Genomic DNA, 12,631 nt, shown 5'->3' with positions numbered 1-12,631 from the left:
CTTGCTCGCGAAAAACGTTAACGATCACGCGGGTTTTCTGGATAAACGCGGCGCTTGTTGGCTTTTCGCGAGCAAGCTCGCTCCTACATTAGGATTAGGGTGTTGATTGTCACCACTTGGTGACATTTACCCTCCCTTTCGTTACTTGCCCATCCCACGCCCTTGTTTAGACTCCGGTCATCCCAAAAAAACAATAAGGGCCACCCATGACCACCCATCCACTGCCTGCCAGCAGTTGGCTGAATGCACCTGCCCATCACGCCTGGCTCGCCGCCGAAGGCCAGCGCCTGCTGGCGTTCGCCAAGGCATCGCGCCTGCCGGACGGTTTCGGCAACCTCGACGATAAAGGCCAATTGCCGGCCAACGCCCGTGCCGAAACCATGAACACCGCGCGCATGACCCACAGCTTTGCCATGGCCCATGCCATGGGGTTACCGGGTTATGCCGAGTTGGTGGCGCACGGTGTGGCGGCGCTCAGCGGCCCGCTGCGCGACAGCGAGCACGGTGGCTGGTTCGCCGCGCCCCACGCGGCCGATGGCAACACCGGCAAGGCCGCCTACCTGCACGCCTTCGTGGCCCTCGCGGCCAGCTCTGCCGTAGTGGCCGGCGCGCCGGGTGCACAAACATTGATGAACGACGCCATCCATATCATCGACCAGTTCTTCTGGAGCGAAGAGGAGGGCGTCATGCTCGAATCCTTTGCCCGGGACTGGAGCGGCGTCGAAGCCTATCGTGGCGCCAACAGCAACATGCACGCTACCGAAGCCTTCCTGGCGTTGGCCGATGTCAGCGGTGATACACGCTGGCTGGACCGCGCGCTGCGCATTGTCGAACGGGTGATCCATACTCACGCCGCCGGCAACCAGTTCATGGTGATCGAGCATTTTGACGCGCAGTGGAAGCCATTGCTCGGTTACAACCAAGACAACCCCGCCGATGGCTTTCGCCCTTACGGCATCACACCCGGCCATGGTTTTGAATGGGCGCGGTTGCTGCTGCACCTGGAAGCTGCGCGCCTCAAGGCCAAGCTGGCCACACCGGACTGGCTAATGAGTGACGCCAAAGGCCTGTTCGCCAGTGCCTGCGAGTACGCCTGGGCGGTGGATGGTGCGTCGGGCCTTGTCTACACTTTGGATTGGAACCAGCGCCCGGTGGTACGCGAGCGCCTGCACTGGACCCATGCTGAAGCCAGCGCCGCCGCTCAGGCGCTGCTCAAACGTACCGGCGAGTTGCATTACGAAACCTGGTACCGACGCTTCTGGGAGTTTTGCGAAACCCACTTCATCGACCGGCTCCAGGGCAGCTGGCACCACGAGCTCAGCCCCCACAACCAACCCAGCAGTAAAATCTGGGGCGGCAAACCTGACCTGTACCATGCCTGGCAAGCGGTCGTGCTGCCTGCGCTGCCCTTGGCACCCAGCTTGGCCAGTGCATTGGGCAGCGGATGCTATGTCACCAAGTGGTGACATTTGTGCGTCCCTTTGTTACCTGCACCCTGAAAATCCATGTTTAAACTCCGTGCAGCGCAAGCTCTAGACTTGCATGCATAACAACAAGAAAAGGTACTCAGATGAACGCGATTAATCGCCTCGCCGTCGCTATTTCCATTGCCTCGTTGTTCCCCCTCAGTGCATTTGCCGCCGACTCCAAAGGTACGGTGGAAGTGGTGCATTGGTGGACCTCCGGCGGTGAAAAAGCGGCTGTGGATGTCCTGAAGGCCCAAGTTGAGAAAGACGGCTTCACCTGGAAAGACGGTGCTGTAGCCGGTGGCGGTGGCGCCACTGCCATGACCGTGCTCAAAAGCCGCGCGGTCGCTGGTAACCCGCCAGGCGTTGCCCAGATCAAAGGCCCCGACATCCAGGAATGGGCGTCTACTGGCCTGCTCGACACCGACGTGCTCAAAGACGTCGCCAAAGAAGAAAAGTGGGATTCGCTGCTCGACAAGAAAGTCTCCGACACCGTGAAATACGACGGTGACTACGTCGCCGTGCCGGTGAACATCCACCGCGTGAACTGGCTGTGGATCAACCCGGAAGTCTTCAAGAAAGCCGGCATCACCAAGAACCCAACTACCCTCGAAGAATTCTACGCAGCCGGCGACAAGCTCAAGGCCGCAGGCTTCATTGCGCTCGCCCACGGCGGCCAGCCTTGGCAGGACAGCACCGTGTTCGAAGCAGTGGTGCTCTCGGTCATGGGTGCTGATGGTTACAAGAAAGCCCTGGTCGACCTGGATAACGGCGCATTGACCGGCCCGGAAATGGTCAAGGCGCTCACCGAGCTGAAGAAAGTCGCGACCTACATGGACGTCGACGGCAAGGGCCAGGACTGGAACCTGGAAGCTGGCAAGGTCATCAACGGCAAGGCCGGCATGCAGATCATGGGTGACTGGGCCAAGTCCGAATGGACCGCGGCCAAGAAAGTCGCCGGCAAGGATTATGAGTGCGTAGCGTTCCCGGGCACCGACAAAGCCTTCACCTACAACATCGACTCCCTGGCGGTGTTCAAGCAGAAAGACAAAGGCACTGCCGCGGGTCAGCAGGACATCGCCAAAGTCGTGCTGGGTGAAAACTTCCAGAAGGTGTTCAGCATCAACAAGGGCTCGATCCCTGTGCGTAACGACATGCTGACCAAGATGGAATCCTACGGCTTTGACTCCTGCGCCCAGACCGCCGCCAAGGACTTTTTGGCCGACGCCAAGACCGGTGGCTTGCAGCCAAGCATGGCCCACAACATGGCCACGACCCTGGCGGTGCAGGGTGCGTTCTTTGATGTCGTGACCAACTTCATCAACGACCCGAAAGCCGACCCGGCCGACACGGCCAAGAAGCTTGGCGCGGCGATCAAGTCGGCCAAGTAACACAGCCATCTGTAGGAGCGAGCTTGCTCGCGAAAAACTCAAGGTCACCGCGTTCATCCTGTATGCACGCGTTATCGTTGAAGTCCTTCGCGAGCAAGCTCGCTCCTACAGGGTTCGGTTCATCTTGTAGTCCTTTTTCCCTGTACTGGATTTTCCCATGAGTTCTGTTGCTGTGTTCAGCAAGGCCTCGCCATTCGATGTGCTGCAGCGCTGGCTTCCTAAACTGGTGCTGGCGCCGAGCATGTTCATCGTGCTGGTGGGCTTTTATGGCTACATCCTGTGGACGTTCGTGCTGTCGTTCACCACCTCGACCTTCCTGCCCAGCTACAAATGGGCGGGCCTGGCGCAGTATCAGCGGCTGTTCGATAACGACCGTTGGTGGGTGGCGAGCAAGAACCTGGCCGTGTTCGGCGGCATGTTCATCGGCATCACCCTGGTGATCGGCGTGTTGCTGGCGATTTTCCTCGACCAGAAAATCCGCCGCGAAGGCTTTATCCGCACCATTTACCTGTACCCGATGGCGCTCTCCATGATCGTCACCGGTACCGCCTGGAAATGGCTGCTCAACCCGGGCATGGGCCTGGACAAACTTCTGCGGGACTGGGGCTGGGAAGGCTTTCGTCTCGACTGGCTGATCGACCCGGACCGCGTGGTCTACTGCCTGGTAATCGCCGCTGTATGGCAAGCCTCGGGCTTTATCATGGCGATGTTTCTCGCCGGCCTGCGCGGCGTTGATCAGTCGATCATTCGTGCTGCGCAGATCGACGGCGCGAGCCTGCCGCGCATCTACTGGAGCGTGGTGCTGCCCAGCCTGCGTCCGGTGTTCTTCAGTGCGGTGATGATCCTGGCGCACATTGCGATCAAGAGCTTCGACCTGGTGGCGGCAATGACCGCAGGCGGCCCGGGCTACTCGTCCGACCTGCCGGCGATGTTCATGTACTCGTTCACCTTCAGTCGTGGCCAGATGGGCATGGGCTCGGCCAGTGCAATCCTGATGCTCGGTGCGATCCTCGCGATCATCGTGCCGTACCTGTATTCCGAGCTGAGGACCAAGCGCAATGACTAGTCTCGCCGCCAAACCTGCCATCAGCCTGAGCCGCATCGCGATCTACGCGGTGCTGATCCTGGCGGTGCTGCTGTACCTGGTGCCGCTGGTGGTGATGCTGCTCACCAGCTTCAAAACCCCGGAAGACATCAGCACCGGTAACCTGCTGAGCTGGCCCACCGTGGTCAGCGGCATCGGCTGGGTCAAGGCCTGGGCCACTGTGGATGGCTACTTCTGGAACTCGATCAAGATCACCGTTCCCGCTGTGCTGATCTCTACCGCCATTGGCGCTTTGAACGGCTACGTGTTGTCGTTCTGGCGCTTCCGCGGTTCGCAGTTGTTCTTCGGCCTGCTGCTGTTCGGCTGCTTCCTGCCGTTCCAGACCGTGCTGCTGCCCGCGTCGTTCACCCTTGGCAAGATGGGCCTGGCCAGCACCACCACCGGCCTGGTGTTTATCCACGTGGTCTACGGCCTGGCGTTCACCACGCTGTTCTTCCGTAACTACTACGTGAGCATCCCGGATGCGCTGATCAAGGCGGCACGCCTGGACGGAGCGGGGTTCTTCACCATCTTCCGTCGGATCATCCTGCCGATGTCGACGCCGATCATCATGGTCTGCCTGATCTGGCAGTTCACTCAGATCTGGAACGACTTCCTGTTCGGCGTGGTGTTCTCCAGCGGCGACTCCCAGCCCATCACGGTGGCGCTGAACAACCTGGTCAACACCAGCACCGGGGCCAAGGAATATAACGTGGATATGGCGGCGGCGATGATCGCCGGGCTGCCGACCCTGCTGGTCTATGTGATCGCAGGCAAGTATTTCGTGCGCGGCCTCACGGCCGGCGCGGTCAAGGGGTAATCATGGCTACGCTTGAACTTCGCAATGTAAACAAGACCTATGGCGCCGGCCTGCCCGACACCTTGAAGAACATCGAACTGTCGATCAAGGAAGGCGAGTTCCTCATCCTGGTCGGTCCGTCGGGTTGTGGTAAATCCACGCTGATGAACTGCATCGCCGGCCTTGAGACCATCACTGGCGGCGCGATCATGATCGGTGATCAAGACGTGAGCGGCATGAGCCCCAAGGACCGTGACATCGCCATGGTGTTCCAGTCCTACGCGTTGTACCCGACCATGAGCGTGCGTGAGAACATCGAGTTCGGCCTCAAGATCCGCAAGATGCCGCAAGCCGACATCGACGCCGAAGTGGCGCGCGTGGCCAAGCTGCTGCAAATCGAGCACTTGCTCAACCGCAAGCCGGGCCAGTTGTCCGGTGGCCAGCAACAGCGTGTGGCCATGGGCCGTGCCCTGGCGCGTCGGCCGAAGATCTACCTGTTCGACGAACCACTGTCCAACCTTGACGCCAAGCTGCGCGTCGAGATGCGTACCGAAATGAAGCTGATGCACCAGCGTCTGAAAACCACCACCGTCTACGTGACCCACGACCAGATCGAAGCGATGACCCTGGGCGACAAAGTGGCGGTGATGAAGGACGGGATCATCCAGCAATTCGGCACGCCGAAGGAAATTTACAACGACCCTGCCAACCTGTTTGTGGCAAGCTTTATCGGTTCACCACCGATGAACTTCGTTCCCATGCGTCTAAAACGCCAGAACGGTGGTCTGGTCGCGCTGCTCGACAGCGGCCAGGCCCGTTGCGAGTTGCCGCTGGGCGTGAATGACGCCGGTTTGGAAGACCGCGATGTGATCCTGGGCCTGCGCCCGGAGCAGATCGTGCTGGCAGCGGGCGAGGGCAACGGCTCGTCGAGCATTCGTGCCGAAGTGCAGGTGACCGAGCCTACCGGCCCGGACACCCTGGTGTTTGTGCAGCTTAACGACACCAAGGTCTGCTGCCGTTTGGCGCCGGACGTGGCACCGCAAGTGGGCGAGACCCTGACCTTGCAGTTCGACCCGGCCAAGGTATTGCTGTTTGACGCCAAGACCGGCGAACGGTTGGGCACGGCCGCTTCATTGCCGGCACAGGGGCATGCCGACAATGTGACCCAGTTCAAGGGCCGTTAAGCAAGATAAGTGATTGTTTTAGTTAAAAAATGTAACCCGCGTTAGATAAAAACAGTTTAATAACAATAAAGACGAGGATGTAGGGATGAAAAAGCAACACAACAACACCCGGCTGATCTGCCAACTGTCAGCGGCAGCAGCCCTTGTATTGTCCGCCAATGCGATGGCGGCCGATGCATTCAGCGCCGATTCCAAGTGGATGACCGGCGATTGGGGCGGCGAGCGTACCAAGCTGATCGAGCAAGGTATCGACATCAAGGCCGACTACGTGGGCGAGATGGGCTACAACGCCCACGGCGGCTACAACGACGACAAGACCGGCCGTTACTCCGACCAGTTCGGTCTGGGCGTGGCGCTGGACCTGCAAAAACTGTGGGGCTGGGATAACACCCAGGCCAAGATCCAGTTGACCAATCGTAATGGCGAAAATATCTCCAATGACCGCATTGGCGATCCGCGTGCCGGCACCTTGAGTTCGTCGCAAGAAGTGTATGGCCGTGGCCATATGGTGCGTCTGACCCAGCTGTGGATCCAGCACCAGTTCCTCGATGGCAAGCTGGACGTCAAAGCCGGTTACTTCGGTGAAGGCGAAGACTTCAACACCTTCCCGTGCGAATTCCAGAACCTGGCGTTCTGTGGTTCCCAAGTGGGTAACTGGGCCACCAACATCTGGTACAACTGGCCAGTCAGCCAAGCCGCTTTGCGCGTGAAATACCACATCAGCCCTGAGCTGTATGCGCAAATTGGCGCGTACAACCAGAACCCGTCGCAAACCGAAATGGGCAACGGCTTCAAGCTCAGCGGTAGCGGCACCAAGGGGACCGTGTTGCCGGTTGAATTGGTCTGGTCGCCGAAGGTCAATGGCCTGCCGGGCGAATATCGTGTGGGTTATTACAAGAGCACGGCTGACGCCGATGATGTCCGTGAAGACGTCAACGGCGGCGATGCTGGTGCCACCGGCGATGCCTTGCGCGTTCGCAACAGCAAGAGCGGCTACTGGGGCGTGGTGCAACAGCAACTCACTACCCATAACGGGGATGCCTCCCGTGGTCTGAACGTTGCAGCTAACGTCACCTTCCACGACAAGGACACCAACTTCATCGACAACTATCAGTCGCTGATGTTTGTGTACAAAGGCCCGTTCGATGCGCGTCCAAAAGATGACATCGGCATTGGCTTTGCCCGTATCCATGTCAACGATGACGTGAAGAAAACCGCAGAGCTGCGTAACGCGGCCGGTGGTTTCACTGACTACAGCCAAGCCGGCTATATGCCGCTGCAAGGCACTGAGTACAACTACGAAATCAACTACGGCTTCCATGTCACCAACTGGCTGACCGTACGCCCTAACCTGCAATACATCACCCACCCAGGTGGCGTGGATGAAGTCGACAACGCCTTGGTCGCTGGCCTGAAAATTCAGTCTACGTTCTAACGCTGTTGCGATAAGCTCCTCTCTCTGTGCGCATTTGCGGGTAGCCATGGCTATCCGCTTTTTTTTGCGTGGCACTGTGATATTCGGGACCTGGGCACATGCACGAGCAACCGCTGCAACGCTTTTTCAAATCCCTGCGCGAGCGTCCGGTGTTCGCCTGGGAGCGCTTTCAGATGCGCGATGTGTTGGTGATCGACCATCCGCTGTGCCAGGCGGTGTTCAGTCGCCAGGGCGCGCAACTGTTGCATTTTCAGCCCACCGGCCAGAAGCCCTGGCTGTGGTGCGCGGCCAAGTGGCCGCAGGTCGGCGCCATTCGTGGCGGCGTGCCGGTGTGCTGGCCGTGGTATGGCCGCCACCCCAGCGAAAATGCCTGGCCTTCCCACGGTTGGGCCCGCTTGATCGACTGGAAACTGCTCGACAGCAGCACCGATGACGACGGCGTGCGCCTGCACTGGCAATTGCAACTGTGCGACTGGCAGGTGGACTTGCACGCGCACCTGGGCGACACCCTGGAACTGCGCCTGAGCACCGAGCATCACGACGAGCTGCCGTGCCAGTTGAGCCATGCATTGCACGCTTACTGGCGTATTGGTCACGTTGATGAGGTAGCGCTGTCTGGGCTCGAAGGGGCGCAAGGTTATGACCAGCTCAATCGCCAGGTTTGCCAGCAGGAAGGCGAGCTGCGGGTCGATGGTGGGTGCCAGCGGGTGTTCCAGCATGAGGGTGAATTGCAGCTCAAGGACCACGCCTGGCAGCGCGAACTGTGCATCGACACGGGCGACACTGCCGACACCGTGGTGTGGCACCCGGGGAGCCGGCCGTTATTGGGTGTGAGCTTTAACGAAGCGTCGGGGTTTGTGTGCGTAGAGGCGGCGATGGCGGCGGCGAGCCTGGCGCCGGGGGAGAGGGCGCATTTGAGTTTGCAGGCGCGGGCTGGAGCTTAGCGGTGTGGCTGATGGCGCTATCGCAGGCAAGCCAGCTCCCACAGGGGAATGCATTCCAAATGTGGGAGCTGGCTTGCCTGCGATAAGGCCGGTACTGCTGGCAGGGCTGCCTGCTAGTTGAACTCATCCCCCACCGGATACCGGCTGTCATTCAAGCTCTCTTTGATCTTGCGCAAATGCGGCTGGAAATCCACCCCACGACGCAAGGTCATGCCGGTCGCCAGCACATCCAGCACGGTCAACTGGATGATCCGAGAAGTCATCGGCATGTAGATATCGGTGTCTTCCGGCAACGGGATGTTCAGGCTTACCGTACTGGCCTTGGCCAGCGGCGAGTTCTCGGCGGTGACGCCCAGCACTGACGCACCGTTTTCCCGAGCAATACGCGCCACTTCCACCAGCTCGCGGGTACGGCCGGTGTAGGAAATAATCACGAACAACTCACCGGTGTGCGCCACCGAGGCGATCATGCGTTGCATCAGCACGTCGGCGTGGGCGGTCACCGCCAGGTTGAAGCGGAAGAACTTGTGCAACGCATCCATGGCCACCGGGGCTGAAGCGCCGAGGCCAAAGAAGTGGATTTGCCGCGCCTGGATCAACAAGTCCACGGCCTTGCTGATCAGCGCCGGGTCCAGGGCCTGGCACGCACTGTCCAGGGAGGCAATGGCGCTGCCAAAGATCTTCTGGGTGTAGGCCTCGGGGTTATCATCGGCCTCCACGGCGCGGCTGACATACGCGGCGCCACTGGCCAGGCTTTGCGCCAACTGCAATTTAAGTTCAGGGTAACCGCTGACACCGAACGAACGGCAGAAACGGTTGACCGTCGGTTCACTGACCGAGGCGGCCTGGGCGAGGGCGGCGATCGAGAAGCGTGTGGCCTGCTGCGGGTTGAGCAGGATCACTTCAGCGACTTTGCGCTCGGCCTTGTTCAATTCTTCGAGGCGGTTCCGGATCTGTTCCAGAAGATTTCGCACGCGGTCCATTCAGTCTTTCCTTCGGGCGACGATGCAAATAAAAAGGCGGTAACCAATCGATGAGTGGCTTTTCGCGGTGGCCTATCCTACTGAGGGTAGCTGAACACCACCACTCGCAATGCGTATTTGCGGAAAATGTTGTGGTTATTACTACATTTTTCCTTGAGTGATGCCTTGAAAAAAGGTATTTGTAGCTTAACTTGATAAAAGAACAAACATCATGCCTTCGATAACCGTGGAACCCTGCACCTTTGCCCTGTTTGGCGCCTTGGGTGATCTGGCGCTGCGCAAGTTATTTCCTGCCCTTTATCAACTCGATGGCGCCGGGTTGCTGCACGACGACACACGCATCCTGGCCCTGGCCCGTGAAGCCGGCTCCGAGCAGCAACACCTGGCCCATATCGAAAAAGAATTGCGTAAATACGTCGGCAAGGAACTCGACGAAGCCGTGGCCCAGCGTTTCCTCGCACGCCTGGCTTATGTGCATGTCGACTTTATGAAAGCCGACGACTACGTCGCCCTGGCCGAAAAGGCCGGCAGCGATCAACGCCTGATTGCCTACTTCGCCACCCCGGCGGCGGTGTACGGCGCGATCTGCGAAAACCTGTCCAAGGTCGGCCTGGCGGAAAATACCCGCGTGGTGCTGGAAAAACCCATCGGTTCGGACCTGGAGTCGTCGCGCAAGGTCAACGACGCCGTGGCGCAGTTTTTCCCGGAAAACCGCACCTACCGCATCGACCACTACCTGGGCAAAGAGACGGTGCAGAACCTGATCGCCCTGCGTTTCGCCAACAGCCTGTTCGAAACCCAGTGGAACCAGAACTACATTTCCCACGTGGAAATCACCGTGGCCGAGCAGGTTGGCATCGAAGGCCGTTGGGGCTATTTCGACAAGGCCGGCCAGCTGCGCGACATGATCCAGAACCACCTGTTGCAACTGCTTTGCCTGATTGCCATGGACCCGCCGGCCGACCTGTCCGCCGACAGCATCCGTGACGAGAAGGTCAAGGTGCTCAAGGCCCTGGCGCCGATCAGCCCTGAGGGCCTGACTACCCAAGTGGTGCGTGGCCAGTACATCGCCGGCTACAGCGCCGGTAAAGCCGTGCCGGGTTACCTGGAAGAAGACAACTCCAACACCCAGAGCGACACCGAGACGTTCGTTGCCCTGCGTGCTGATATTCGTAACTGGCGCTGGGCCGGCGTACCGTTCTACCTGCGTACCGGCAAGCGTATGCCGCAAAAGCTGTCGCAGATTGTCATCCACTTCAAGGAACCGTCCCACTATATCTTCGCCCCCGAGCAGCGCCTGCAGATCAGCAACAAGCTGATCATCCGCCTGCAGCCGGACGAAGGTATTTCCTTGCGTGTGATGACCAAGGAGCAGGGCCTGGACAAAGGCATGCAACTGCGCAGCGGGCCACTGCAACTGAATTTTTCCGATACCTATCGCAGCGCACGCATCCCCGATGCCTACGAGCGATTGTTGCTGGAAGTGATGCGCGGCAATCAGAACCTGTTTGTTCGCAAAGATGAAATCGAAGCCGCGTGGAAGTGGTGTGACCAGTTGATCGCCGGGTGGAAAAAATCCGGTGATGCGCCCAAGCCGTATGCCGCGGGGTCCTGGGGGCCGATGAGCTCCATTGCACTGATCACGCGGGATGGGAGGTCGTGGTATGGCGATATCTGAATTGAAACTGCCTCAGGGTGTCACTGCCCATGAGTACCGTACGCCTGCGCTGCTGGCCGATGGCCTGGCCAATGACGTGGCCGAGCAACTGCGCGGGGGCATCAGTGCCCGGGGCGAGGCGACGTTGGTGGTGTCCGGTGGCCGCAGCCCCGTGGCGTTTTTCCAGAACCTGGCCAAGCAGGGCCTGGACTGGTCCAAGGTCACCATCACCCTGGCCGATGAGCGCTGGGTGCCGGTCGAACACGCCGACAGCAATGCTGGCCTGTTGAAGCAACACTTGCTGCAAGGCCCGGCGGCCAAGGCGAAGTTCTTGAGCCTGTACAGCCCTGCCGCCAACCTTGAAGACGCTGCCGAGCAGGCCGATCGCCTGCTGGGCGAGTTGCCAGCCATTGATGTGCTGGTGCTGGGCATGGGCGATGACGGCCACACCGCATCGCTGTTCCCCAATAGCCCCAACCTGAGTGAAGCGCTGAAGGCCGACGGTACCCGCCGTTGCTGGCCGATGCTGGCGCCCACTGTGCCGCACCAGCGCCTGACCATGAGTCGTGCGTTGCTGGCCACGGCCAACTACACCGTGCTGTCGATTTCCGGCAGTTCGAAATTGACGACCTTGAGCGCCGCCCTGGCCAGCGACGATGTTGCCGCCATGCCGATTCGCGCGTTTTTGCAACCTACTTTAGAGATTTACTGGTGCCCATGAGCCAAGGATCAGCCGCTATGAAAAGCCCTCAACCGACCGTGTCCATGGCGGATAAAGTTGCCTTGATCGACAGCCTCTGCGCCAAGGCGCGGATCCTGCCGGTGATCACCATTGCCCGCGAGCAGGACATCCTGCCGTTGGCCGACGCCCTGGCAGCCGGCGGTTTGACCGCGCTGGAAGTGACCCTGCGTTCCGAGTTCGGCCTCAAGGCCATTCAGGTCTTGCGCGAGCAACGTCCTGAGCTGTGCACCGGTGCCGGTACCGTGCTTGATCGTCACATGCTCGAAGCGGCAGAAGTGGCAGGCTCGCAATTTATCGTCACCCCCGGCATCACCCGTGACTTGCTGGAAGCCTCGGTGCACAGCCCGATCCCGCTGCTGCCGGGCATCAGCAATGCCTCCGGCATCATGGAAGGCTACGGCCTGGGTTATCGCCGCTTCAAACTGTTCCCGGCTGAAGTCAGCGGTGGCGTTGCGGCCATCAAGGCCCTTGGCGGCCCGTTCGGCGAAGTGAAATTCTGCCCGACTGGCGGCGTTGGCCCGGCCAACATCAAGAGCTACATGGCATTGAAAAACGTGATGTGCGTGGGCGGCAGCTGGATGCTGGATCCGGAGTGGGTCAAGAACGGCGACTGGGCGCGTATCCAGGAAGTCACTGCCCAGGCGCTGGCGCTGCTGGACTGATTTATAGAATCGTTGTTGCTGTGCTTAACGGCATTTTTGCGGCGCACTTGGTCGGTGTGCCGCTTTTTTTTGCCCGTAATTCCTGTAGGAGCGAGCTTGCTCGCGAAAAACGCACAGGCGCTGTGTTTATTCAGGAAGCACACGTTATCGTTGACGTTTTTCGCGAGCAAGCTCGCTCCTACAGTTTTAATCGGTGTTTAGTTGGGTGATTGCGTGGGCCAGCGCATTGATGTCCGCCGCCGACGTCACCAGCCCCGGCGTCTGAGCTTGAAGGCGGTGATCCC

At 59.8% G+C, this 12,631-nt stretch carries 11 protein-coding genes; 10 read left to right on the top strand and 1 reads right to left on the bottom strand.

Annotated features, from left to right (window positions below; genetic code table 11):
• The first annotated feature begins 206 nt into the window (after positions 1–206).
• The 7 genes from HU731_RS09380 (at position 207) to HU731_RS09350 (ending at position 8,303) form a co-directional block, all read left to right on the top strand.
• On the top strand, positions 207–1,466 hold the full coding sequence (locus HU731_RS09380; RefSeq protein WP_186608624.1) for a D-mannose isomerase: 1,260 nt from the start codon (positions 207–209) through the stop codon (positions 1,464–1,466).
• Positions 1,467–1,570: 104 nt separating this feature from the next.
• Positions 1,571–2,857, top strand: a complete 1,287-nt coding sequence (locus HU731_RS09375; RefSeq protein WP_003193767.1) for an ABC transporter substrate-binding protein — start codon at positions 1,571–1,573, stop codon at positions 2,855–2,857.
• Positions 2,858–3,014: 157 nt separating this feature from the next.
• Positions 3,015–3,923: a carbohydrate ABC transporter permease gene (locus HU731_RS09370; protein ID WP_003193765.1), complete on the top strand. Its 909-nt coding sequence runs from the start codon at positions 3,015–3,017 to the stop codon at positions 3,921–3,923.
• Positions 3,916–4,761 carry a carbohydrate ABC transporter permease gene (locus HU731_RS09365; RefSeq protein WP_003193763.1) on the top strand — a complete coding sequence of 282 codons (846 nt, stop codon included), beginning with the start codon at positions 3,916–3,918 and terminating at the stop codon, positions 4,759–4,761. The genes HU731_RS09370 and HU731_RS09365 overlap by 8 nt, the downstream gene beginning before the upstream one ends.
• A gap of 2 nt (positions 4,762–4,763) precedes the next feature.
• Positions 4,764–5,924: an ABC transporter ATP-binding protein gene (locus HU731_RS09360; RefSeq protein WP_186608623.1), complete on the top strand. Its 1,161-nt coding sequence runs from the start codon at positions 4,764–4,766 to the stop codon at positions 5,922–5,924.
• Positions 5,925–6,009: 85 nt separating this feature from the next.
• Entirely contained in the window at positions 6,010–7,359 is a 1,350-nt protein-coding gene (locus HU731_RS09355) for a carbohydrate porin (RefSeq protein WP_186608622.1), read from the top strand.
• Between the two features lie 98 nt (positions 7,360–7,457).
• Entirely contained in the window at positions 7,458–8,303 is an 846-nt protein-coding gene (locus tag HU731_RS09350) for a D-hexose-6-phosphate mutarotase (RefSeq protein WP_047711647.1), read from the top strand.
• A 113-nt stretch (positions 8,304–8,416) separates the two neighbouring features.
• Here the strand turns inward: HU731_RS09350 and HU731_RS09345 are convergent, their stop codons facing one another.
• Positions 8,417–9,277 (bottom strand): MurR/RpiR family transcriptional regulator, encoded by an 861-nt coding sequence (locus tag HU731_RS09345; RefSeq protein WP_169856377.1) that lies wholly within the window; start codon positions 9,275–9,277, stop codon positions 8,417–8,419.
• Positions 9,278–9,497: 220 nt separating this feature from the next.
• On the opposite strand from HU731_RS09345, the gene zwf reads away from it, so the two are divergent.
• From zwf to HU731_RS09330, 3 genes are read left to right on the top strand one after another with little or no spacing between them, the layout of a single operon-like run.
• The gene (gene zwf / locus HU731_RS09340) at positions 9,498–10,964 is read left to right on the top strand and encodes a glucose-6-phosphate dehydrogenase (protein WP_044267731.1); all 1,467 of its coding nucleotides are present in this window, start codon (positions 9,498–9,500) and stop codon (positions 10,962–10,964) included.
• Positions 10,951–11,664, top strand: coding sequence for a 6-phosphogluconolactonase (pgl, locus tag HU731_RS09335; protein ID WP_186608621.1), 714 nt, complete (start codon positions 10,951–10,953; stop codon positions 11,662–11,664). Before zwf ends, pgl begins: the two co-directional genes overlap by 14 nt.
• Positions 11,665–11,681: 17 nt before the next feature.
• Positions 11,682–12,347: a bifunctional 4-hydroxy-2-oxoglutarate aldolase/2-dehydro-3-deoxy-phosphogluconate aldolase gene (locus HU731_RS09330; RefSeq protein WP_026067364.1), complete on the top strand. Its 666-nt coding sequence runs from the start codon at positions 11,682–11,684 to the stop codon at positions 12,345–12,347.
• Positions 12,348–12,631 lie beyond the last annotated feature (284 nt).

The organism is Pseudomonas salmasensis (assembly GCF_014268375.2).
In the GTDB taxonomy this organism is placed as follows: Bacteria; Pseudomonadota; Gammaproteobacteria; order Pseudomonadales; family Pseudomonadaceae; genus Aquipseudomonas; species Aquipseudomonas salmasensis.
The sequence above is the reverse complement of the archived record's forward strand: the minus strand, read 5'-3'. Positions and strand labels throughout refer to the sequence as shown.

Bases quoted from the DNA above. Each gene is read 5' to 3' on its own strand.
- HU731_RS09365 (WP_003193763.1), top strand. From the start codon at position 3,916: ATGACTAGTCTCGCCGCCAAACCTGCCATCAGCCTGAGCCGCATCGCG.
- HU731_RS09370 (WP_003193765.1), top strand. From the start codon at position 3,015: ATGAGTTCTGTTGCTGTGTTCAGCAAGGCCTCGCCATTCGATGTGCTG.
- HU731_RS09375 (WP_003193767.1), top strand. From the start codon at position 1,571: ATGAACGCGATTAATCGCCTCGCCGTCGCTATTTCCATTGCCTCGTTG.
- HU731_RS09350 (WP_047711647.1), top strand. From the start codon at position 7,458: ATGCACGAGCAACCGCTGCAACGCTTTTTCAAATCCCTGCGCGAGCGT.
- HU731_RS09380 (WP_186608624.1), top strand. From the start codon at position 207: ATGACCACCCATCCACTGCCTGCCAGCAGTTGGCTGAATGCACCTGCC.
- HU731_RS09330 (WP_026067364.1), top strand. From the start codon at position 11,682: ATGAAAAGCCCTCAACCGACCGTGTCCATGGCGGATAAAGTTGCCTTG.
- pgl (WP_186608621.1), top strand. From the start codon at position 10,951: ATGGCGATATCTGAATTGAAACTGCCTCAGGGTGTCACTGCCCATGAG.
- HU731_RS09360 (WP_186608623.1), top strand. From the start codon at position 4,764: ATGGCTACGCTTGAACTTCGCAATGTAAACAAGACCTATGGCGCCGGC.
- HU731_RS09355 (WP_186608622.1), top strand. From the start codon at position 6,010: ATGAAAAAGCAACACAACAACACCCGGCTGATCTGCCAACTGTCAGCG.
- zwf (WP_044267731.1), top strand. From the start codon at position 9,498: ATGCCTTCGATAACCGTGGAACCCTGCACCTTTGCCCTGTTTGGCGCC.